The sequence below is a fragment of the Wolbachia endosymbiont of Chrysomya megacephala genome, from assembly GCF_008245065.1.
GTDB lineage: Bacteria > Pseudomonadota > Alphaproteobacteria > Rickettsiales > Anaplasmataceae > Wolbachia.
The window spans coordinates 672,132-696,516 of record NZ_CP021120.1 but is presented as its reverse complement, the minus strand read 5'-3'; the positions used below and the strand labels follow the sequence as shown (position 1 = coordinate 696,516).

The following is a 24,385-nucleotide window of genomic DNA, read 5'->3' as shown; positions in this document are numbered from 1 at the left end:
AGATATAAATAAGAAGAAATTTTTATAAACTTGGCAACGACCTACTTTCCCTTTTTAAGTATCATCGGCGCTAAAAAGTTTCACTTCCGAGTTCGAAATGAGATCGGGTGGTTCATTTTTGCTATAGCCACCAAGTCAACAAAAATTTCTGACTTAATAAATTTTAACTTAATATTTAACACTGCATATGCACATATAGAAAGCAAATAAATCAATCAGGCTATTAGTACCAGTTAGCTTCACATGTTACCATGCTTCTACACCTAGCCTATCAACGTGGTAGTCTCCCACGGCCTTAATTGGGAAATTTTTTTGAAGAGGGTTTCTTGCTTATATGCTTTCAGCAATTATCCCATCTATACATAGCTACCCAGCGATGCTATTGGCATAACAGCTGGTACACCAGAGGTATATACATCTCGGTCCTCTCGTACTAGAGTCAGATCTTCTCAAATTTCCTTCACCCACGGCAGATAGAAACCGAACTGTCTCACGACGTTCTAAACCCAACTCACGTAACACTTTAATCGGCGAACAGCCGAACCCTTGGGACCTTCTCCAGCCCCAGGATGTGATGAGTCGACATCGAGGTGCCAAACGGTGTCGTCGATATGAACTCTCGAACACCATCAGCCTGTTATCCCCGGCGTACCTTTTATCCGTTGAGCGATAACCCTTCCATACAGAATTACCGGATCACTATGACCGACTTTCGTCTCTGCTTGGCTTGTCAGCCTCGCAGTCAGGCAAGCTTATGCCATTGTACTATCAAGCTGATTTCCGACCAGCTCTAGCTTACCTTCGCACGCCTCCGTTACTTTTTAGGAGGCGACCGCCCCAGTCAAACTACCCACCATACAATGTCCTAGTTCCAGATAATGAAACATAGTTAGATATCAAAAGTGTAAAGGGTGGTATCTCAAGGTTAACTCCATTATAGCTAGCGCCATAACTTCAAAGTCTCCCACCTATCCTGCACATCACACTTTTAATAGCAATGTAAAGCTATAGTAAAGGTGCACGGGGTCTCTTCGTCTAACCGCGGGTACCCCGCATCTGCACGGGGAATTCAATTTCGCTGAAGTGATGTTGGAGACAGTGGAGAAATCGTTACGCCATTCGTGCGGGTCGGAACTTACCCGACAAGGAATTTCGCTACCTTAGGACCGTCAGTGTTACGGCCGCCGTTTACTGGGGCTTCAATTCAGAGCTTGCACCCCTCCTATTAACCTTCCAGCACCGGGCAGGCGTCAGACCCTATACTTCCACTTACGTGTTTGCAGAGTCCTGTGTTTTTAGTAAACAGTCGCTACTCCCTATTTTGTGCCACCTACTTATAGTTGCCTAAAAGCAGGTTACCCTTCTTCCGAAGTTACAGGTATAATTTGCCGAGTTCCTTCAACATCATTCTTTCAACACCTTAGTATACTCTACTCATCCACCAGTGTCGGTTTACGGTACGGCCTCATAAATATAAGTGCTATTTCCTGGAGCTTCTTTTAAGCATAGATCAATCCAATAAGACCTATACAAATACAAAACCCGTCACACTTAAGAGGTTTAGGAATATTAACCTAATTGCCATCGACTACTCCTTTACGGACTCGCCTTAGGAACCGACTAACCCTACGCAGATTAACTTAACGTAGGAACCCTTAGATTTTTGGTGAGAGTGTTTTTCACACTCTTTTACGCTACTTATGTCAGCATTCTCACTTCCGATATCTCCAGCAGTTTTTACAAACCACCTTCACAGACTTACGGAACGCTCCGCTACCGCGCCTATTAATCGAAATTAATAAGCACCCACATCTTCGGTATACAGCTTTAGCCCCGGTACATTTTCGGCGCAGAAAAACTTATTTAGACAAGTGAGCTGTTACGCTTTCTTTAAAGGATGGCTGCTTCCAAGCCAACCTCCTAGCTGTAATGGTTTTTCTACTTCCTTTCCCACTTAGCTGTAATTTTGGGACCTTAGATAGTGATCTGGGCTGTTTCCCTTTCCACCACGGACTTAGCACCCATAGTGTGTCTGCTGTATAATTAATTATTGGTATTCGGAGTTTGGTTAGATTTGGTAAGATGATGAATCCCCCTAGTCTATCCAGTGCTCTACCCCCAACAACATAAATACAACGCTCTACCTAAATAGATTTCGCGGAGAACCAGCTATTTCCAAGTTTGATTGGCCTTTCACCCCTAATCACAACTCATCCAATAATGTTGCAACATTAACTGGTTCGATCCTTCAGTATGTTTTACCATACCTTCAATCTGGTCATGACTAGATCACTTGGTTTCGGGTCTAATCCATAAAACTAAACGCCCTATTCAGACTTGCTTTCGCTACGCCTACACCTATCGGCTTAAGCTTGCTTCATAGATTAACTCGCTGACCCATTATGCAAAAGGTACGCTGTCACTCTAAATATCAATAAATTGATATAGAGCTCCAACTGTTTGTAAGCACTTGATTTCAGATTCTATTTCACTCCCCTCCCGGGGTTCTTTTCACCTTTCCCTCACGGTACTTGTTCACTATCGGTCGTTAAGGAGTATTTAGGCTTGGAGGATGGTCCCCCCATATTCAAACAGGATTTCACGTGCCCCGCTCTACTCAAGGATTTAAAAACTTTCTATTTGTACAGGACTATCACCTTCTATGGTTACCATTTCCAGAGTATTCTAATTCTTATTTTTAAATCACTAGCCTTTTCCGCTTTCGCTCGTCACTACTAACAGAATCTCGGTTGATTTCTTTTCCTTTGGCTACTTAGATATTTCAGTTCACCAAGTTTGCTTTATATACTTAGTATATAATAACTAGCTAAGCTAGTTGGGTTTCCCCATTCGGAAATCTGCGGATCAAAATTTGTTGACAATTTCCCGCAGCTTATCGCAGCCTGCCACGTCCTTCATCGCCTCTTAACGCCAAGGCATCCATCAAGTGCTCTTAATAATTTATTTATCTGACTATATGTAGAATATGCAGAGTTAAATATTAACTTACAATTGAATTGAGATTAAATAATCTCTACCATAAAACTTTTCAAACATCTAAAAACTAATCTTTTATATGTTACAATCTGATAAATCATATGTCAACGCCTTTTTACACAAAACATTTACCTATTATTATCAACAACAATATACCAGCAATCTTAAACATTATAATCTAAGAAATATTTGACAAATTGATATGTACAGAAAAATTAATGAAAAAGATATTTTGTAAGATAAAATGTGTTAAAATTAGTTACCTAAAAATGAAAATGAACATTTGGAGTATTTCTAATGTATGAAAAGTAATCTATCTTTTATAAAAAACTTTGCTTTAAATTGTATATCCAAGCTCACTGGCTTATTAAATAGTAAAAAAGTAAAAAATTTCATTATGGATAAATACAGTACTCTCCATAAAGAAATTGTAGTGTTTCTTGAAAAATCTAAAAACCTGTTAAATACCAACACTGAAATCGGGTTATATCACTTCTATAAAGGTAATATATCAGATGCAAAGTTAAGATTTTGGTTAATTAGCATATTCTACCCTAATTTACCTCTAGTCTGGTATAATATCGGAAGATGTCATTTTGCAGTAGGCAATACTAACAAAGCTTATAATTATTTAACAAAAACCCTAAAATTAGATAGTAGTCATAAAGAAGCTTCTTACTATATAAAGAAAATAACAAACACATCAGATATTGTGGAATTGCCTGAAAATCTCATAAAGCAATATTTTGATTACACAGGTGAATATTTTGTTGAGCATTGGCTAATTGCCAAACAATACAGAGGGCATGAACTAGTACACATGATAATTACAAAAGTCTTTAACAACTCCACTTCTAAACTGAATATACTCGACCTTGGTTGCGGTACTGGAATATGTGGTCACTTCCTAAAAATAAGTAATATTAGAAGTCGCATAACAGGAGTTGACATCTCAAATAGAATGCTCAATATTGCAAGAGGATGCCTTATAAAAGGTAAACCTGTTTACGATGAGTTAATACATACAGAAATGAAAGAGTTTCTTAAACAAGAGAAGAACCAGCAGTATGATGTAATTATCTTTGCTGAAGTGCTACACTATCTACATGATTTTCTAGCAGAATTGGAACTAGCAAAAGGATTGACAAACAAAAAAGGGGTTATTGTATGTTTAGTAAGAAGAAAGGAAGGTAAAGGTATTGACTTTGTAAACAAAGGAGATTATTTTCGTCACTCAGAAGATTATATTCAGCATGTTGCAAAAGAAACAAATATGCAAATAAGTCAAATGAGTTACTGTAAAATATATGGCAGCCAAGTTGATGGTATCTTGTTTGCATTACAGTATCCACAAAAAAATTTAACAACTTAATCGAGAAATCGCTCAAATAAATGTCTATATTATCATAAAGGGAGTCTTATGAATTACATTGCTATTAACTACGCAAAGGATAGTAAATTAACTGATTTTGGAAAAGCAGTTCTATTGGACAGGTATTTAATAGAAAATGAAAGTTATCAAGATCTCTTTATACGTATTGCCAATTACTACTCTGATAATAAAGAGCATGCACAGCGTCTTTATGATTACATGAGCAATTTATGGTTCATGCCTTCAACTCCAATACTTAGTAATGGTGGTACCAAGAGAGGATTGCCTATTTCCTGCTTTCTTAACGAAACTGAAGATAGCTTGCAGGGAATAGTTGATTTATGGAATGAAAATGTTTGGCTCGCTGCACGTGGTGGTGGAATAGGTAGTTATTGGGGAAATTTACGTTCAATTGGTGAAAGTGTCAAAGGTAGCGGTAAAACATCAGGAATTGTGCCATTTATCGTAGTACAAAATGCTCTGACGCTTGCAATCAGCCAAGGATCCTTAAGAAGAGGAAGCTCAGCAGTTTATCTTCCTGTATGGCATCCAGAAATAGAAGAGTTTCTAGATTTACGTAAGCCAACTGGTGGTGACCCAAATCGCAAAGCATTAAATATACATCATGCTGTAATAGTAACAGATAAGTTTATGCAAGCTGTTGAAGATGATCAAGAATGGGATTTAATAAGCCCTCATAACAATAAAGTTATTTCAACAGTAAAAGCACGGGATATATGGATTAAAATATTAACAGCAAGAGTTGAAACTGGAGAACCTTACATTATTTTCCTTGATGCAACAAATAACAATAAGCCAGAATCTTACAAAAAACTCAACTTAGACATCAAAATGTCAAACCTATGCAGTGAAATAACTTTAACTACAGGTTACGATCACCTGAAAAAGTCACGCACTGCTGTATGTTGTTTATCATCCGTAAATCTTGAATACTACGAAGAATGGAAAGATAATGAGCTTTTCATAGAAGATATAATGCGTTTTCTTGATAATGTATTAGAGGATTTCATAAATCAAGCACCAAATGAAATACAGCGAGCAAAATATTCCGCAATAAGAGAGCGTAGTATCGGTCTTGGCGTGATGGGTTTTCATTCATTTTTACAAAGTAAAATGGTTCCTTTTGAATCAGTAACAGCCCAACAATGGAATAAAAAAGTATTTAAGCATTTGCGCGAGCAAGCAGATGTAGTTTCTAAAAAATTAGCAGAAGAAAAAGGGCCATGTCTTGATGCTAAAGAAATCGATCTAATGGAAAGGTTTACACATAAGCTCGCTATTGCTCCAACTGCCTCAATTTCGATTATCGCAGGCAACACTTCCCCTGGAATAGAGCCATATGCAGCAAACGTATTTATACAGAAGACACTTACAGGTTCATTTGTAGTACGAAATAAATTCTTGCAAAAACTACTAGCAGAAAAAAATCAAGACAATGATGAAATATGGTCCTCAATTTCAACAAATGAGGGTTCTGTTCAGCATTTAGATTTTCTTAGCAAGCATGAAAAACTGACATTTAAAACAGCATACGAACTTGATCAACAATGGATCATAGAACATGCAAGTGATAGAACTCCTTATATTTGTCAATCTCAATCAGTAAATCTGTTCTTACCTGCCAATGTGCATAAACGTTACTTACACAAAATACATATGCTTGCTTGGAAAAAAGGATTAAAAAGCTTGTATTATTGCAGATCACAATCAATGCAGAGAGCTGACAAGGTCTCACATGACATATTCAAAAAAAGTGAAATATTGCAACAAAAAACAGATATTAATTATGATGAATGTCTATCATGCCAGTAGACTGTACATAACTTACTGTCACAAAAATACAATTGTACAAAAGTTATGTTTTCATAGATGCTACATAGAAATCCAGATGAATTTCTAAAGTCTATTCCAAGAGATAAACGTATAATGTGCCTTGATATGGGAGAAAAACAAATAGGCATAGCATTTAGTGATAAAACACAGCTTATAGCTACAGCTCATAGTATATATTATAGAAGAAATATGAGCAAAGATTTAGGTTATCTAAATAGAGTGCTTAAAGAAAATGAAGCTGGATCAATGGTAATAGGACTACCATTCACAATAGATGAACAAGAGACCGAATGGTGCAAAGTAATAATCCAGTTTGCAAATAAAATAATAAAAAAATGCAAAGTACACATATACCTACAAGACGAAAGTCTATCAACATCTCTTGCAACTCACGCACTAAAAATTACTGGAATATCAATCACAAAATCAAAAAAAATAGATGATAAAATTGCTGCATGTATTATTCTGCAACGAACGTTAGATAAGATAAATACCATCAAATAGTTTTTTCAACTGAATTCATGTAAAACTATTCAATAAAACAAGAACTTCTCGTATAAGCATGACAAATTGCTGTAGCAAGAGCATCAGCAGTATGATGACATTTTATATTTAAGTTTTTAACTATTTGCTTCACCATAAATATAATCTGATCCTTATCAGCATGACCATTTCCAGTAATGCTCTTTTTTATATAGTTTGCATCATATTCATTCATGGGTAAATCCGTCATTCGTAATATCAAAATTGCAATCGCTCTTGCATATCCTAAAGTTAGCGAAGATTTTGGGTTCTTATTAACAAAAATTTTCTCTACTGCAGCTTCATTTGGAGAGTATAGAGAAATTACTTTCTTTAATTCTTCAAAAATTATATGTAAACGCTCACCTGTACCCAACTTACTATCAGTTGATATGGCACCACCACCCAAAAATTCAATACTATTTTTTTCTTCCAGATTGATAATTGCCCAACCAGTTTTGCTTATTCCTGGATCTAGACCTATTATCTTAATCACTTAATAAATGCTGAGCCAATAAACAAACAAAAATAAAAATATCCAAACTACATCAACGAAGTGCCAATACCAAGAAGCAAACTCAAAACATAAATGATCTTGAGGTGTAATCTGATTTTTTCGAGCTCTAAATAAACATACTGACAAGAATATTATCCCTATTATAACATGTACACAATGAAAACCAGTAATCATGTAAAAGTTGGATGTATAGATAAGTTTCTCTCCCGCTTCTTGTAGAGAAAAACTTGCTTCATAATACTCAATTGCTTGCACTATTATAAAGAACATCCCAAGCAATATAGTTATAGACAGCATTTTAATCATGCTCTTTTGATCATTTTCAAGTAAAAAATGATGTGCTGAAGTAATCGTTGTACCAGAAAGTAATAATATTAGTGTATTCATAAATGGTAACGACCACGGATCCGGTGGTAAAATCCCTTCAGGGGGCCATTCAACTTTTTTTGTAGGAGAAAACGCTTCAAATAAAAAAACCGGATCAAGCCAGGCTTTAAAGAATGAACAAAAGAACGCTATAAAAAACACAACTTCCGAGAGGATAAATAAGTACATTGCAAGCTTGAGTCCATGTTTTACAATGGCAGTATGGCATTTATCATAAATTGCTTCTCTTATTACATCTCTCCACCAATAAAACAGCACTCCTGATACCGCAGAGATTCCCAAAACTAAACCAAATATTCCAGAAATTTGTTTATGGAGTGTACCAACTAATCCAAGTGCAAGAACAAGAATTGCTGCTGATATAGCAATTGGCCAGGGACTTGGGTCCACTAAATGAAAATCATGTTCTTTACTTTTCATATCACCTTCAAAAATACATATCAAGCATACAAATTAGCTTAAAATTGTCAATATTTCTTAAAATCTTGATCAAATTTTGAAAAATTATATGCGCTATTCCAAAAGTCTAACTCAAATTGTGCAGTTATTTTAAATAATTCAAGCATTCTGGTTCTTTCACTTTCCCTTGCTTTGTTACAATACTCGTCAACAATATCTTCCAAAGCAACACATCCAGATTCTATCAAACTACCGCCAAAAAAATCAAACCAATCCTTATATCTATTATTTTTTTTAATTTTATTTCTCATATTATCAACAATAATTTTATATATAAAATGGCAAGAGTAAAGAACTGTTACAGCTTCATAAATGTCGCTATACGAAGTAGACAAAAGAAAGTTAGTAAAATTGAAACATTCAAGCAACTTTTCTCCACGATTTATGGAGTATACAGTAAAGTAGTGGTCGTATAACACTCTCATAATCTCTATTCCTCCTTTAGCCACCCCAATCAATGGAACAATGTTATTACAACTCTCCATTTTTGATGCAGTCATTAAAACAGTACGAACATAATCAGCTAAAAAGAATGCATCTTGTTGTATATAAAATTTGAAGTTTTCTATGTTTAAAGTATTATTTGCTAATTCAACATTGAAAGGATGCTCAATAATATCCTTTAAAAGATTTGACCCATAATAACTCTTAATTATACCACTAAACATCACATAAACTAGAATATAATTTAGTGTTAATACTACAGATTATGCTAGAGAATACATCTCATCCCAAAACATTATTTCTAGCTCTAGACCTCTCTTAAAAAACTCACGCATCTTTTTCCTCTCACAATCACCAGCCTTTGCATATAGATTATTTGCAACGTCAGTAACTTGATTAATCGTAGCATTCATTACTGTGTTATTATAGATATCAATCCACCCTTGATATCTGTGATCTTCAACTTTTTTAGGCATAACCTCTCCTACCATATGATTTATAATAATTTGGTATATATTAAAACAAGGATAAGACGCTGCTAAAGCTTCAGCAACAGAATTATGATATGCAGCACGCATAAAAAAATCAGTAAAAGCAGAACAAGATTTTGATTTTTTATGATTATCGGATAAATCACAAGTCTCAAAATATTCAGTATACTGCTTTCGAACCGCAAATGTTCCCCTTGCTACATTAACCAAACTGCCCATTATTTCAATGTCATCAACTTTAGCTGCAATAATCAATAAAGCACGAGTACAGTCCACTAAATATAAAAAATCCTGCTGAAGATAAATTTTGAACTTTTCATAATCTAGCGTATTGTTTATCAATTCAACATTGAAAGGATGTTCTTTTATTTCTTCAATACGATCAGATGATTCTTTTATAGCAATATCATAAAATTCTTCTTTTGGTTTGTTGGACATCTTGTAAGCCTCATAAATATTAAAACTAGTATAGTTACTAAAAAGTTACTTACAATTTATAATAAGTTATTATATCAGTATCAAGCTAGAAATAAAAGAGTTTAATAGTTTAAAGAAATTCTCTCTTTTCTTCTTCTATATTAAATTCTTTACAAAAATCAGTAGATAAGTCCACACCTTCCCAAGAAAATCCACCATCACTTTCTAACTTTTTACCAAAATGCCCATAGCAGGCTGTACGTTTATATATAGGACGATTAAGTGATAAATGTCTTATTATGCCTTTAGTTGATAAATCTATGTTACCTTCAATAAACCCTTTAATCCTCTCTTCATCTATTGTATTCGTGCCAAATGTATCAATGTAAAATGAAGTAGGTTTTGAGACACCAATTGCATAAGAAAGCTGCACAAGACAACGTTCAGCTAAACCTGCAAAGACAATATTTTTAGCAAGGTATCTCGCCATATAAGCTGCGGATCTATCAACTTTTGTTGCATCTTTTCCAGAAAACGCTCCTCCACCGTGTGGAATATAGCCTCCATAAGTATCAACCATAATTTTTCGTCCGGTTAATCCACAATCACCAACTGGTCCACCAATAACAAATCTACCTGTTGGATTGACTAAGAGATTTTCTTTAGGGCACATCCACCCTTCAGGTAAAGATGAAGCTATGTAAGGATAAATTATTTCCTTCACTTTCGATTGACTCAGATCCTCAAGATGCTGTATTGAAACAACAATACTTTCAGCACGCACTGGAAGGTTATTCTCATACGCCAAAGTGATTTGCGATTTTGCATCCGGACCAAGCTTTACCTCTTTGACCATACTCATGATATTTCTCAGAATCGAGTGTGCATAAAAAATGGGTGCTGGCATTAGGCTTTCTGTCTCTATTGTTGCATAGCCATACATTATGCCCTGATCCCCAGCACCTTGATCCACACCTATTGCAATGTCATTTGATTGTTCATGTAGTAATATATTTACTTTCACTGTTTCCCAGTGGAAACCATCATGCTCATAACCAATATCTTTTATTGTATTCCGTACAATACTTTCAATCTTGCTATTTTCAATGTTCGGCCCAAATACTTCCCCAGCTATAATAACATTATCTTTAGTAACTAAAGTCTCTATTGCAGTACGAGAGGAAGAGTCATTAAAAAGGTATTCGTCAAGTATTGCATCTGAAATCTGGTCTGCTACTTTGTCTGGATGACCGGCTGCTACTGATTCACTGGTTACTGAATTCTTATGTAAAACCATCGCTTAGTTACACGATATCAAAACTATTGCAAATTTAAATGGTGGGTCTGGGAAGAGTTGAACCTCCGACCTCACGCTTATCAGGCGTGCGCTCTAACCACCTGAGCTACAGACCCGTATCTATTCAAGCCAAGGCTTGCATATCATCTGTAGGCACAACATCAATAAACGTCTTTTTATTTGCTGATTTTCTAAAACTCACCCAGCCTTTCGTTTTAGCAAAAATCGTATGATCTTTACCCATACCAACATTCTTTCCAGGATGAAATTTTGTACCTCTTTGACGTACAATTATGTTACCTGGAATAACCTCACCATTCTTCTTTATCCCGAGTCGACGCCCTGCCGAATCTCTACCATTACAGGAACTACCACCTGATTTTTTAGTTGCCATATCTTACCTCTTACTTTTGAAGACTAATTTCATTGATACGAAGAACAGTAATATACTGCCTATGACCATTTTTCCTACGGTAATTTTTTCTTCTCTTTTTCTTAAAGATTATAATTTTTTTATCTCTACACTGCTCCAGTACTTCAGCTTTAACAACAGCATTAGATGAACAAGATAAGCCATTGTTTGAAACACAAATCACTTTATTGATTTCCACTTCCTCTTTTTCTTCAGCTTGTAATCTTTCTACTTTAATTATGCTGCCTTTTTTTACTAAATACTGCTTTCCACCAGTTTCGATTACTGCAAACATGACAAATATCAATTATTGTTATTAACACTAATCGTAAATGATGTTACACATACTGTCAATATAAATAAAAACATGAAATACTTCTACCTTTATCTGCTTTTCCTCGTGGAGAGTAGTCAAGTTTTAAAACTTGACTACTCTCAAATTCTCTTAGTCTCATGAAAACTTTACGACGTTAACAAAAACTCAAGCTTTCACTAAAAACATTCAATCGGAGCTTATAAATTAAAACTCATTCCAAGTTCAAACCCATGAGAAAAATTACTGAACTTGTGAAGTTTATAGCCAGCGAAAACATTCGTTCTCTCAGAAAGTGGAAGATTAATACCAGCACCTATCTGGTAGGAAAAAAACTTTTTTACGTCTGGCTGTTGACCTTGCTGTGCTGGTTGAGATACTTTAGCTCCACCTCCTACACCAAAAGTAACATAAGGGGTAATATCCGTACTTTCAAATTGATGATGATAATGAAGCTTTGCCATGAATCCTAACTCTGCCAAAGATTCTCCAAACAAAACAGATTTCAATACAGGACCAACTGAAATTTTTATGCTATCTGTATAATGATAGCCAAGCTCATAATTAATACCAAGATTGCCATATGACGACGAAGTATAGATTCTATCTCTAATCCAATCAACTCCAAAAGACGGTGCTGACAGAGAACAGCAGACTACTAAAGTAAGTAATTTTTTCATTTTTACCCTCTAACCATGAATATACGCATATATACTCACAGAAAAGTTAAAAATTACATAACTTACATAATAAAATCGGAATCACTTTCTTAGCTACTTGCCTTTCTCTTGCAATTGCCAAACTTCTCTTTGTCACATTTTATTACCTACTGCAATCATCATTTTAGCCTATATCACTTGCTTTTTTTCAACAAAAATTCAAACCAGACTTCACTAAAAACATTCAATCGGAGCTTACAAATTAAAACTCATTCCAAATTCAACCCCATGCGAAAGTTCATGAAACTTCTGCAGCTTGTAGCCAGCAAAAACACTTGTTCTCTCAGAAAGTGGAAGATTAATACCAGAACCTATTTGATAAGAAAAAAATTCTTCTACGTCTGGCCCTTGATTTTCTGAAAGAGGAATTTTAGCAACTCCTCCTATACCAAAAGTAACATAAGGAGTAATATCTGTATTTTCAAATTTATAATGATAATGAAGCTTTGTCATAAGTCCCGCGTCTAAAATCCCTTCACTCATAACAAGTTTAACTGCAGGACCAAATGAAATTTTAATGCTATCTGTACAATGATAGCCAAGATCATAATTAACACCAAGCATGCCATATGACGAAGAGGTGTAGGTTCTATCTTTAACCCAATCAACTCCAAAAGACGGTGCTGACAAAGAACAGCAAGCCAACAAAGTAAGTAACTTTTTCATTTTTATCCTCCAAAGATTAATATATGCATATACAAGCATATAAATATTAAAAATAGTATAAATTGCAAGTAAAAAATTGGAATTATTTTATTTTTTTTGTTATTTGTCTTTCTCTTGCAATTGCCAGACTTCCCTTTGGCACATCTTTGACTACAACGCTACCTGCTGCAACTAGAGAGTCATCATGAACATTAAGCGGTGCAATTAATGAACTATTGGCACCAATAAAACAATTGCTTCCAATATTTGTTCTATGTTTCTTTTTCCCATCATAATTACAAATAACGGTACCTGCACCTATGTTACTCCCCTGCCCTACCTGAGTATTTCCTATATAACTTAAATGCTTTATCTTAGTATTTATACCTATATCACTTGCTTTTGTTTCAACAAAATTACCTATGATTGCACCATCACCTATTGTTGTATTTTCACATTTGGCAAATGGACCAACCCTAACACCAGATCCTATTTTTACTCCAGGACCAAAAAAAACGTATGGGTAAACAATCGAATCCATACCAATTTGCGTATCAAGAGAGAAGAAAACAGTTTCTGGAGCAACAAGCGTTACTCCAGAGTTAGTGAAAAACTTTCTTTTTTCTTCTTGAAAGTAAAACTCGGCCGTTGCAAGGTCATTCCTATTATTTATGCCAGTTGCCTCCTCCTCATCAGCAATAACATAGCCGACATTTAAATTACTCTTTACTGCAATGGCAACGATATCGGTCAAGTAATATTCATGAGCTTGGTTATTACACTCTATTTTCTCCACCAATTCACGTAGATTCTTTTCACGTGCAACCATTATTCCGGCATTAGCAAGAAATTCCTCATCATTATTTCTACCATTTTGTGCTTCTACGATTTCTCTTAGGGAACCGTTCTCAATAATTAGTCTACCGTATCCTTTATTATTAGTTTTAAACCCAAGACAAACTAAAGCATTGCTCTCTCCTAAGCAGCTTATCATTTTAGTTATTGTGCTGCTTTTTATTAGTGGAGTATCCCCATACTGCACAACAACTATATCTGACAATTCTTTCAGGTTCCTCATTGCAATTTTGACTGCATCTCCCGTGCCGAGCGTTGACTCTTGTGTAATTAGTTTTATACCCTCAAAGCATTTCAGCCTTTGAGTTAAAGGCAAATCGACTACAATAACTATTTTTTCAGGATTCAGCTGCTTTGCATTGTAAATGACATGCTCAAGCATGGAGAAATTACCTATTTTGTGCAGAACCTTAGGCAAGCTTGAATTCATTCGTTCACTATGCCCAGCAGCAAGTACAACAAATGTATAAGATTTATTTGTCACTTATCTTAAAGACGAAAAATGAAAACCATAATGGTTGAGCCAACTAACTCTATTGTCGTAAAAGCTCCTTAGATCACTAATTTGATATTTCAGCATTGCTAGCCTTTCTATACCAATCCCAAATGCAAAGCCACTGTATTTAGTATCGTCTATTCCAACATTTTTAAAGACATTTGGATGCACCATACCACATCCAAGTACTTCAATCCATTTACTATCTTTATAGCTTATGTCCACTTCCGCAGAAGGTTCAGTAAAAGGGAAAAAACTATTACGAAAGCGTATTCTTAGACCCTTATCTCCGAAAAATTTACTAAGGAAGCAATGAATAGTAAATTTTAATTGGCCCATATTGACATTTTCATTAACATAAAGTCCTTCTATCTGATGAAACATAGGAGTGTGAGTTGCATCAAAGTCATTTCTGTATACCCTGCCTGCAGCCACTATTTTAATTGGAAAAGTTTTTGTCTTTTCCATGGTTCTAATCTGCACAGATGAGGTATGAGTGCGCAGCACCATTCTTTTATCATTTATTTTATTCCTTAAATAGAAGGTATCTTGCTCCTCTCGTGCAGGGTGGTGACTTGGAGTATTTAATGCATCAAATACGTGAAATTCATCTTCAATATCAGGACCATCAACTGCTTTAAAGCCCATATGCGCAAAAATGAGCTTCACTTCACTTATAACTTTACTGAGTGGATGAATCTTGCCAATTCTTTCTGGTCTGACAGGCAGTGTGATATCAACTGCTTCATTTTGCAGTTTTAACTTAACTTCTTTATCTTTCAGTTCATTTTCTTTGCTTGTTATAAGCTGGTCTATCTTATTGCGTAAAACATTAATCACTGCACCTAGGTCGCGTTTCTCTCCTGCATCATCTATATTCTTTAAGTCATCGAAATAAGCTTTTACTACACCCTTTCTCCCCAAGTATGACAACCTAACTTTTTCTAAATCCTTCAAAGAAGCAGCATTTTCAATCTCAGAAACTGCCTTATCTTCAAGTAAAGGTATTTCACTTATTAGCTCTTTATTCACCTTAAAAATGCTAGCTTAAACTTTCATTATAGTGCAATCTTTAATATCATCAATAAAACTATTTGGATAAAAAGTTGTCATCAGAGTAGCTGATCTCTATGATTGGTATCATTAAAATTGCCCCTATCCGAGTGTTTCCTTCTTCTGTCATTCCAGTGCTCCGACACTGGAATCCAGCCTTTACTTAACAATAAAAACTTAGCATAACTTTCGTGCTCAAAAAATTCCTGAATTCCAGCATCAAGTGCTATCTCTATAGGACTACTAACTAATCCAGAATATTAAAAAATTCACCAAGCGAAAAAAAGGCAAAAGAATCCCCCAGTAGTGAGTTTTGACCCTATAATAATGTAAATCGGCATTGTAATAATGTGCTAACGCTTATTTAAAGCGCGTTTTGGCTGAATGTAGAAAAAATAAAAAAGACATGCAGCCGCTATAATTTTATGTAATCTGCCAATATATACCTGAGTTTTTTACTGAATTTTGTTGTTAAATCTGCAGAGATTAAAAACAAGGATAAACACTCTTATTGTTATGATAAGAAGATTGATGAGATTTGTAAAGTAACTTTTTCTGCTCTTATTGAATCCAACACGCTACTATTATGTAAGAGTGCTATAATTATTAATTTATTGACTAATTATGTTTTTTATTTCACTCTACATTAAAAAATTTACTCATGCATAGTAGTAACATAGAAACTAAGAAAAAATACGAAATTGAGGGTTTACCTAAGTTTTTTAAGGATAGATCTAAAGAAATAAGTAAAGCATTTTCTAATGAAGTGCTGGAGATTAGCACCATTCGCTCAAAAAATATTACAAGTGATACGCAAGAGTTTTCATTTAAGCTCAAGCTACTGACAGAGGTAAACCCTAATACAATATTACCTCAAATAAAACATTTGATTGACTTTTTTGAAACCAGCCTTTCTCAGGAGAAAAACTTCACAGCCAATATAAAAGTAGCAAAAGAAAGTGAAGAATTATATAATAACTACCATAAAGCTAATAAAACTGTAGAAGAATTCATAAATAATGCTCCAATTCAAATCCTCATGCAGGGCATAACGATAACGCTACAAACAAACGTTAAAAATATCAACCTCAATAGCTTGCAACAAATCGAGGCATTTTTGAATGAACAGCTAAAGCATGCAGAAAAAGCCAAAAGTGAGGAGCAAAGTCAAGATACATTACAAATAGAAGAAACTGAAAATAAAAACGAAAATGTGATTGAAAAAAGAAACACGCAAGATAAACAAATTGTGCAAGGTTCGTTTGGCTACAATATAGCAAGTAACAGAAAGCAAATTACACGTGCACCAGTAATTGTTGCTACAATGCATGAAAATATTTCCTGGTTTAGGTCTCTTTTTCAGCCATTCAATTTTTTTAATACGGCACAATTCTTTTTCCCACAACTGCCCAAATTTTCTATACAGAGTAACAATATGCCACCTGGTGTTATTCCAGCACTTGACCAAGAAGAGAAAGAACCAGTGTCAGCCACTCGGATAACAGAGGGTAGTATAGGAAATTTAGTCCCTCAAGAAACAGAGCGGGATATAGGTCAAACCAGATCGCACACAGATTATCTTAAAACTAACAGAAAAAAGAAGTCAAAAAAGCAAGCTCAAGAACTATCAGAAGAAGAAAAACAATCTATCGTAAAACAAGCTCAAAATGATGCTAGAGTAGCTATGATAGATAATTTTGCTGAGCACAAGGGAAAAAAACTTGATGAAATATTCGTAGAAGTAATAAGTGAATATAAAAATCAAGATTCAGATGCATTTTACAATATTTTCAACTCAGTGTTTAATATTATTTATTTCCAAGATAAACAACTACATGAAATATTAGAGCCGAATGAGATATCAGAAGTGCTAAAGGTACTCAAAAGGCCACAACCTCCTAATAACTCACTTCTAGGTAAAGAATACTTACAAAAGCAAGTATATAGAAAAAAAGTGCAATTACTCAAATTAGTTTCAGGCCAACCTTCTCCACAGCCTAAAAATGTTTCTCATGAAATTTTACCAAGCAAAGCTGTAGACCATTTACCAAAAACAAATGAAGCTAAAACTCGATTGCCTACTAATATTAGGCTCAAATCACCATTAAAAGCTATGTTTTCTTCGAAAGAGACTTATTTTTGTCTATTTTTAGTAGCAGCTTCTATATCAGCACTCTGCCTATGGCATTTGCCGCTGGGAAAAGTGTCAATTTTAAAGGAATTGGTGCCAGCAGAAAAAAGGGAAAGTATCGGTCTAACATTAAACATAGGGTTACCAATATTAATTACGCTGTGCGTTTTGAACCTGGCTTACTTTATATATTCTGAATATTCTGTAGAATCTATTGAGCAGATAAGTAAAAAAGATCTTCCTTTGCGCACCTAACAAATAAGATCTTTTGTGATATAATTATTTATTTTATTGCATGTTTAAAGGAATTATCAAAGATATTGGCACTATAACTGATATCACTATCCACCCTAACTCTGATCAAATCTTTCATATTGAGACACAAAATTTATCCTCTATAAACAAAGGAGATTCAATATCCTGCTCCGGAGTGTGTTTAACTGTTGTCGAGATAATGAACGATGTATTCACAGTTCAAGTATCTCAAGAAACCATGAAGGTTTCTAACTTAAATATGTGGAAAATAGGAAAAAAAATAAACCTAGAACAAGCAATGAAACTGAGTGACAGAATTGACGGCCACTTGGTTCAGGGTCATGTGGATGACACAGCAGAAATTTTAACAATCAATCAAAATTCAGAATCTCATGAAATCAGACTATCATGCCCACAAGAATTAATTAAATTTGTTGCAAAAAAAGGTTCTGTAACGCTAGATGGAGTTTCCCTTACAGTAAATTCAGTTGTCGATCAAGAATTCACTGTGAATATCATTCCCTATACGTGGAAAAACACAACTTTTCAGCATAATAAAACAGGTAATTACCTAAATTTAGAAGTTGATATGATTGCTCGGTACTTAGATCAGCTGATAAAATATCAACACAATTAATTTTACAACTTTACTATTTACAATTATTATATTTTGAAAATCATATAGATACAAAATATGTTTTTCGATAGCCTAATTATCTTTATTATTGTCTTGTGTGTAATAATATCGATAACTAGAGGTTTTATAAAAGAGCTATGTGCATTAATGTTCTTGCTCTTATCAGTCTTTTTGACAGCTAGTTACTATGATTTTTTTATTATAAATTATAGTAAGTATTTTGACTCTAAAGTTACACAAAACATACTTTCTACAATCTCTGTATTTATCATACTTAATCTTACATTCATGACAATGAATAACTGGCTAATGTACATATTATCACCTATAAGGTTGGGATTAATGGATAGAGTTACTGGAATCTTTGTTGGAGCACTCAGAGGAATATTGCTTTCTTATGTACTATTTTTTGCTGTGCACTTATATTGCCACACAGTATATGATAAAAAAGAGGGAGAGTCTAAAGTAGAAGCAGAAGACATATTGCCCAATTGGATAATAAATTCACACTCTTATCAGGCTTTATTTGTGACAACAGAAGAAGTAATTAACATGTATGTACCAGAGTCATTGATACTAAAAATAAAAGAGATCGGTGAGGAAATGGTTGATCAAGAAAAACCTCAAAACAATAAAGAAAAGTGAGTGTTGATTTTCTATAGCTAAACTATCCTAGACAGCTATTATCCACAGCAATTCGCTATAGGTTACCAATTCCTATGACTAATCAAACAAAACTGCAAACATTGACGAATAAGTAAACCATCAAAAAAAATTTAAATGTATAATTTTAGTTCATCAATGTAATAAAACAAAACTTTTTTAGTGAGTTCAAAATCTTCTAAGGTATTTCCTTCACATCTTGCTGTAATGCAGTTTTGCGTATTTGATACTCTAAGAAGCCACCAACCTTTATTATCGGTTACCTTGATACCATCAAGCTCTGAAAATACAATATTTTTCTGCTTTAGTGTCTCCTTTACTGACTCAATTATTTGAAATTTTTTCTCATCCTTCACTACAATTTTCACTTCATGAGTGATATATAACTTTGGCAAATCTTCAATCATCTCAGATAGGCTGTGGTTTTTCTTAAGTAAAATGTTAATGACTTTAACAGCAGAATATAGTCCATCATCGAAACCCAGCTCAGAAAAGAAAAAATGCCCACTGAGTTCACCGGCAAATTTTGCCCCTTCTTCTACCATCTTTTTCTTAACTAGTGAGTGTCCAGTGGCACAGGTAATTATTTGCCCTCCTAATTTGCTAACGAAATCATGCACTTTCATACTCATTTTTACGTTGGCAATAACCTTGCTTTTTGGGTGTTCCGCCAATACTTCACGTGAAAAAATCATAAACAAGTGATCATTGGAAACAACATTACCTTTATTATCAATCAAGCGTACCCTATCACCATCACCATCAAGTGCAATACCAAGATCACATTTATCTTTCTTGACAATATCTATTAACTGAGCAAGATTTTTCTCTTCTATGGGATCTGGGTCATGCAGTGGAAACGTTCCATCTATAAAGCTATTGGTTACGATGTGTATATGATCTGGTAAAATCTTTTCAATATACCTTACAATTGTTGGGCTATTGCCAAAATCCCAAGCTATTTTTAGTTTTTGTGTAGCGTTATTCTTGAGCGCATTTTTTAATATGTTAACGTACTCACTATATATATTCGTGTTAATTAAGCTTCCAATTTTCGTGCTGTTTTTAATTGTATTGCCTATAATTTCCTTCATTTCTTGATCTGAGTAAACTTTTTTACTACTGAAAAATTTAAAGCCGTTATATTCTCTGGGATTATGAGAAGCAGTGATCATAATCCCAAGATCTGCATTCATTGTTGCAGCGTAGAGCATAGGTGAAGAACAGAGCCCAACTCGTATAACATTTGCACCGGATAAAATTAAGCCTCTTATTAATTCTTTTTCTATACTTGGTGAATCTATCCTGCTGTCATAGCCTACACAAACGTTAGCTGCAGTTTGACCGAATTTTCTACCTATTTCATACCCATCACTGATCTGCAGGTCTTTGCCTACCACACCTCTAATATCGTATTTTCTTATAATAGTATTGTCCATAGTGCACTTCTTGGAGTGGTTAATATATAACATTCCCGCCAAATACTCAAGTTTATTTAACTATAAATTAGTTGATCTTTTTAAGAAAATATGCTAATATTATAATATAGTTCTCTAAAAATAGAAATTATGACAAAAGAAAATTTACTTGTAACTGAAAATCAAGGTTTAGATTTAGATGAGCAGAAGAAAAAGGATATTTTAGATGTGATTGAATCCTGCAGCAGCTTTCAGGAGACTATAAAACAATTGGAGAAAAAAAACTTAATCTGGTATTTTATTGGCTCTTTACGCAAAGATAAGGACATTAAAGAACAGATAAACTTAAAGTGGGAAAATGAGTTTCAAAAGTTTGAGCAATCAATAACTGCAACACATAGAAAATTTGAAGAATCTCTACCAGGTGAAAATTTCTTAGTATATACAACAAAAGATAATGACTTTCAAATTAGGTTTGAAAATAAAGAAAAACCAATAGAGATTAGCGCCCTTTTAAGAGCCAGCGACGAAGGTAAGGTTTATAACCTATCTCTAGGGCAAGATAGTCAAATAACTGCAACCAAAAAAGGCAGCGAAAGGCACTATGATTTTGCTGGTTCAAGCTCATGTGAAATGACCATCAACTGGCAAGCTAAGGACTCTAAAGGCAATAGCATAGATTGTAGCATGACTGTAGAAGTAAGTTCTAAGGGCATAATTGGTGAACCAAGATTTGGAGGAATAACGAGTTCAGAAGAAGCATTAAAATTAGTTGAGCAGAATAAAGAAGTTTTTATCAATGGCAAAACTTTATATCAAGCTTTCACTGACATGAGCAAAAGTGTGAACGAGCAGCAAACACCAGCAGAGGAAACATTTACAAAAGATTCACCACAGTCAGCTACACCAAGTAGCAGTGGATATTCTTCTCTTAATACACCTTCTTCACGCAGAAGTTCTTTGTCTATTAGTAGTGAATTTAATGGTGAAGATGAAATATTTGAGAGTGATACGTTTAGTGATGAAGAAGAGCATAAACAAGGAGGGAAAGGATTAGAAGATAGAGTAGCGGAATTAGAGAAAGAAAATACATATCTCAAGAAGGAAAACGCGGAGTTAAAAAGCCGTAATACGAAGATAACAGAAGAAGGTGAAGCAGAAGCAAGTCAATTAATCGAGGGAAAGCAAGATCTGGAAAAAGAAGTTACAATACTTAAAGATGAATTGAAAAGAAAGGAAAAAGAGTTAGCTGAAAAGGATCAAGACATTAAGAAATTAGAACTAGAGGTAAACGTACTAAAACAAAGTGAAAAAGATAAAAATGCTAGAATAACAGATTTAATTAATCAATTGAAAGATAAAGAAAGTGAGGTTCGGTCAACAAATAGAATAAATGAGGAGCTACAGGAAAAATTTAAGCAAAGTGAAGCTAAGTTAAGTGCACTAGAAAAAAAGAATGCAAATTTGGAAAATAATCTAAAGAAAACATTGGCAGAAGGTCCACAAGATAATCATGAAAAGCAGTTGTTAGAAGAATTGACGGAAGAAAAAGGGAAAAACAATACATTGGCTAAAGAGATGAAACAATTGTCTCAAGAATTCAATGAACTACAAAGAAAAAATGAAGATTTAGAGAGGAAAATTCAACAACTTGAATCTGGAAAATCACTTGCAGATGAGATGAGTGAGGTAAATACGAATGAGGAAATAGATAAGCTTAAACAACAGTTTAAGGCAAAGGAGGGTATGTTACAAGAAGAGCTGAAGTCTGTTAAAGAAGCTCTAGAGAAATTGCAGGACATATTACAGCAGGAAAAAGATCTGGCAGCTATCTCAACTCAAACTGAAGTTGAATATGAAAGTAGAGGAATCCAGGCAAATACTCAAGAAATTATAGTTCCTAAAACACAAGACCAAGGTACAAATGCAGGGATTGATGCATCATCTTCAACAGATCAAAAAGAGTCTAAGAAAGAGGAAGATCAAATAAATAGAACGAAATCTGTGAATAATCTTGTTCCAGTTGATCCACCATCTTTCACAGATCAAAAAGAGAAAAATCGAACAAACAGACCAGAAAACATTATGGATTGGCCTACTCCAATTCCATGCGATGGACTGGGGGCAGATCCAGCAAAGCCGACTAAGGTCTTATTAGATCCAAAATCAACCCCTGCTAAGGGTTCAGAAAAATCTATTTCTTGAAAAGGATAAGTTTTGCTTCAACTATAGCTAATCCAAACGAGATATTATATTGCAATAATCACTAATTTTCTGTGCTTTCAAAAAAACACATCAAGCAAAATCATTTGAGAGTAAGTGGACATTGTTAGATGAATTAACCCTAACTTAAGAATCAGATATATACAATATTAGTATGTTTAATTAATAGTGAGGTTAAAAATGTCACCTAGTGAAAAAAACTCTTCAAATTTTGTTGAAACTAAGCAAGATGATCTTAAAATGATTCAAGATTCTTCATTAAATTCAGATATCATTCACGATCCCAAGAAGCTAAAAGACAGAATTATGGATCTGTTAAAAGGAGATACAGAATTCTCCAAGATGAAGCAAGGAGATAAGGCCCTTGTAGTAGGTACAGCAAGTGGATTATTTGCAGCAGTGTTACCATTTTTGGCAGTTGGTGCAACACTTGCTATACCAAGTGCTATAGTTGGTCTTACTCTATTTTTCGCTGCGAAAGTTGCTGTAAAAGCAGTTCAATCTGGATATAAAGGGCTCAAATGGTCAGCAGAAAAAACAGTTGAAGGAGCGAAGCATATTGGCGGAAAAATCAAAGATGGTGCTGTATATGCCAAGAATTCGGTAAAAGAAACTGCAAGTTCTGTAAAACAGGCAACACAAGAGAGAGCTAGCTCTACATTAAGAAAAATGGGGGATAACATTCAAAACCTTGGAAGGAAGATGAGTGATAGTGGTGCAAGCGTGTCTAGTTTAGATGGCATCGCATATTCAATAGGTAATGAAGATCAAACTGTTATTTTGAAAACAAAAGAAAAAACGAGAAGTTTTAATAGTGTAAAGGAAATGTTTGTCAAGGAAGTTTTTGAAGACAAAGGTGTGAATAGCTCTGCTTTAACTAGGAAAATATTTTCTAAGCTGGGGGAAAAAATATTAGAGAAAGCTTATTCTGTTGATGGTCAACACAGTGCCAAAAAGGACCAGTTGATCAACCGATTGAAGCAGCAAATAGATTTTATCAATAAATTAGATGCTAAGAAGTTGCAACATTTGTTAGCTAAAGATAATAGCAGCCTATATGAAATTTTTTCTGAATATCATGATGAGATTAAGGAAGTTATTAAAGAATGCAAGGAAGAGCATACTCGTTTTAATACTTTAGAAAGGCTTAATAAGTCAGCAAAAAGGCATAAAGCAAGTTCTATGAATTCACTGGAAAATAGCTTATCAGGTAGTAGTTCAACGAGTTCTATAAGTACTGTTAGCAGCAAAGCAGAATTATTAAATCCTAATGAGCATAAGGAAGTAAAAGAACCTACTTCATTTTGGAGCAAGTTGTTACCATCACTAAAAGGTGGCAAAAAGCCAGAGGAAGCTACTTATATAAGATATCAAGATTCTGAGTTGGATCAGATACAATCTGCGGAGATAGGAAATAGCCGTTTTTATGTTGCTCCGGAGAAACCGCCAAGAAGCAATTCAACGGGTTCTTTAAGCACTGACAGTACTGCTACAACTTCTAGCTTTGCCAGTTACCGTCGTAATTCTGATAGTGGGTTCAATTCACCAAGTTCTTCTCCGCAACATGGTATGTTCACTGAGAAAAATGGCAAGTTAAAAACCCAAGCTGACTTAAGAAAGACAGGTTCTTTGGACAAATTGGTGGGACCTTCTTCAACAGTAACTGCTGAAGTCGATGTAGAGCATCAAGCTCCAAAAATGAAGATATAGAGAGTAAACAAAACTATCTATCTTCTTAAAAAAGATGTTACTCAGTGAGTAACATCTTTTTTTCATTTTATCAAAAACATTCGCTTATTTAAGATCAG

20 protein-coding genes, 1 tRNA gene and 2 rRNA genes are annotated in these 24,385 nt (G+C 34.5%); 8 read left to right on the top strand and 15 right to left on the bottom strand.

Annotated features, from left to right (window positions below; genetic code table 11):
• Positions 1–28: 28 nt before the first annotated feature.
• Positions 29–135: ribosomal RNA gene (gene rrf, locus CAI20_RS03325) — 5S ribosomal RNA — on the bottom strand.
• A 67-nt stretch (positions 136–202) separates the two neighbouring features.
• Positions 203–2,967 (bottom strand): 23S ribosomal RNA (locus tag CAI20_RS03320).
• Positions 2,968–3,298: 331 nt separating this feature from the next.
• Here CAI20_RS03320 and CAI20_RS03315 point away from each other — a divergent pair.
• Genes CAI20_RS03315 through ruvX form a run of 3 tightly spaced genes read left to right on the top strand, consistent with a single transcriptional unit; the run spans position 3,299 to position 6,727 of the window.
• The gene (locus tag CAI20_RS03315; protein WP_007302520.1) at positions 3,299–4,369 is read left to right on the top strand and encodes a methyltransferase domain-containing protein; all 1,071 of its coding nucleotides are present in this window, start codon (positions 3,299–3,301) and stop codon (positions 4,367–4,369) included.
• Positions 4,370–4,417: 48 nt separating this feature from the next.
• The gene (locus CAI20_RS03310; protein ID WP_007302519.1) at positions 4,418–6,202 is read left to right on the top strand and encodes a ribonucleoside-diphosphate reductase subunit alpha; all 1,785 of its coding nucleotides are present in this window, start codon (positions 4,418–4,420) and stop codon (positions 6,200–6,202) included.
• 57 nt (positions 6,203–6,259) lie between these two features.
• Positions 6,260–6,727 carry a Holliday junction resolvase RuvX gene (ruvX, locus tag CAI20_RS03305; protein WP_149168797.1) on the top strand — a complete coding sequence of 156 codons (468 nt, stop codon included), beginning with the start codon at positions 6,260–6,262 and terminating at the stop codon, positions 6,725–6,727.
• Between the two features lie 25 nt (positions 6,728–6,752).
• Here ruvX and ruvC read toward each other — a convergent pair whose 3' ends face one another.
• The 12 genes from ruvC to pheS form a co-directional block, all read right to left on the bottom strand.
• Entirely contained in the window at positions 6,753–7,241 is a 489-nt protein-coding gene (gene ruvC, locus CAI20_RS03300) for a crossover junction endodeoxyribonuclease RuvC (RefSeq protein WP_019236913.1), read from the bottom strand.
• Complete coding sequence (locus CAI20_RS03295; protein ID WP_019236912.1) at positions 7,242–8,069, bottom strand: cytochrome c oxidase subunit 3; 828 nt, start codon at positions 8,067–8,069, stop codon at positions 7,242–7,244.
• A 47-nt stretch (positions 8,070–8,116) separates the two neighbouring features.
• Positions 8,117–8,776 carry a TenA family protein gene (locus CAI20_RS03290; RefSeq protein ID WP_149168796.1) on the bottom strand — a complete coding sequence of 220 codons (660 nt, stop codon included), beginning with the start codon at positions 8,774–8,776 and terminating at the stop codon, positions 8,117–8,119.
• Between the two features lie 39 nt (positions 8,777–8,815).
• Entirely contained in the window at positions 8,816–9,481 is a 666-nt protein-coding gene (locus tag CAI20_RS03285) for a TenA family protein (RefSeq protein WP_149168795.1), read from the bottom strand.
• 109 nt (positions 9,482–9,590) lie between these two features.
• The gene (gene metK / locus CAI20_RS03280) at positions 9,591–10,757 is read right to left on the bottom strand and encodes a methionine adenosyltransferase (protein ID WP_149168794.1); all 1,167 of its coding nucleotides are present in this window, start codon (positions 10,755–10,757) and stop codon (positions 9,591–9,593) included.
• 39 nt (positions 10,758–10,796) lie between these two features.
• Positions 10,797–10,873: transfer RNA gene (locus CAI20_RS03275), tRNA-Ile, on the bottom strand.
• Between the two features lie 8 nt (positions 10,874–10,881).
• Complete coding sequence (gene rpmA, locus CAI20_RS03270) at positions 10,882–11,151, bottom strand: 50S ribosomal protein L27 (RefSeq protein ID WP_006012184.1); 270 nt, start codon at positions 11,149–11,151, stop codon at positions 10,882–10,884.
• 10 nt (positions 11,152–11,161) lie between these two features.
• Positions 11,162–11,464, bottom strand: a complete 303-nt coding sequence (rplU, locus tag CAI20_RS03265; protein ID WP_007302510.1) for a 50S ribosomal protein L21 — start codon at positions 11,462–11,464, stop codon at positions 11,162–11,164.
• 218 nt (positions 11,465–11,682) lie between these two features.
• Positions 11,683–12,162 carry an outer membrane protein gene (locus CAI20_RS03260; protein WP_149168793.1) on the bottom strand — a complete coding sequence of 160 codons (480 nt, stop codon included), beginning with the start codon at positions 12,160–12,162 and terminating at the stop codon, positions 11,683–11,685.
• A gap of 234 nt (positions 12,163–12,396) precedes the next feature.
• Complete coding sequence (locus CAI20_RS03255) at positions 12,397–12,867, bottom strand: P44/Msp2 family outer membrane protein (RefSeq protein ID WP_052264904.1); 471 nt, start codon at positions 12,865–12,867, stop codon at positions 12,397–12,399.
• An 82-nt stretch (positions 12,868–12,949) separates the two neighbouring features.
• Positions 12,950–14,185: an NTP transferase domain-containing protein gene (locus CAI20_RS03250; protein WP_019236908.1), complete on the bottom strand. Its 1,236-nt coding sequence runs from the start codon at positions 14,183–14,185 to the stop codon at positions 12,950–12,952.
• Positions 14,186–15,229 carry a phenylalanine--tRNA ligase subunit alpha gene (gene pheS / locus CAI20_RS03245; protein WP_019236907.1) on the bottom strand — a complete coding sequence of 348 codons (1,044 nt, stop codon included), beginning with the start codon at positions 15,227–15,229 and terminating at the stop codon, positions 14,186–14,188.
• A gap of 682 nt (positions 15,230–15,911) precedes the next feature.
• Here pheS and CAI20_RS03240 point away from each other — a divergent pair.
• From CAI20_RS03240 to CAI20_RS03230, 3 genes are read left to right on the top strand one after another with little or no spacing between them, the layout of a single operon-like run.
• Positions 15,912–17,636, top strand: a complete 1,725-nt coding sequence (locus tag CAI20_RS03240) for a hypothetical protein (RefSeq protein ID WP_149168792.1) — start codon at positions 15,912–15,914, stop codon at positions 17,634–17,636.
• 40 nt (positions 17,637–17,676) lie between these two features.
• The gene (locus CAI20_RS03235; RefSeq protein WP_019236905.1) at positions 17,677–18,273 is read left to right on the top strand and encodes a riboflavin synthase; all 597 of its coding nucleotides are present in this window, start codon (positions 17,677–17,679) and stop codon (positions 18,271–18,273) included.
• 57 nt (positions 18,274–18,330) lie between these two features.
• Positions 18,331–18,918 (top strand): CvpA family protein, encoded by a 588-nt coding sequence (locus tag CAI20_RS03230; RefSeq protein WP_026097267.1) that lies wholly within the window; start codon positions 18,331–18,333, stop codon positions 18,916–18,918.
• A 131-nt stretch (positions 18,919–19,049) separates the two neighbouring features.
• Here CAI20_RS03230 and CAI20_RS03225 read toward each other — a convergent pair whose 3' ends face one another.
• Entirely contained in the window at positions 19,050–20,375 is a 1,326-nt protein-coding gene (locus tag CAI20_RS03225) for a phosphomannomutase/phosphoglucomutase (RefSeq protein WP_179951428.1), read from the bottom strand.
• A gap of 129 nt (positions 20,376–20,504) precedes the next feature.
• Between CAI20_RS03225 and CAI20_RS03220 the strand changes: the two genes are divergently transcribed.
• Positions 20,505–22,559: a coiled-coil domain-containing protein gene (locus CAI20_RS03220; protein WP_149168790.1), complete on the top strand. Its 2,055-nt coding sequence runs from the start codon at positions 20,505–20,507 to the stop codon at positions 22,557–22,559.
• Between the two features lie 198 nt (positions 22,560–22,757).
• Positions 22,758–24,287 carry an actin-bundling T4SS effector WalE1 family protein gene (locus CAI20_RS03215; RefSeq protein WP_149168789.1) on the top strand — a complete coding sequence of 510 codons (1,530 nt, stop codon included), beginning with the start codon at positions 22,758–22,760 and terminating at the stop codon, positions 24,285–24,287.
• Positions 24,288–24,385: the final 98 nt, after the last annotated feature.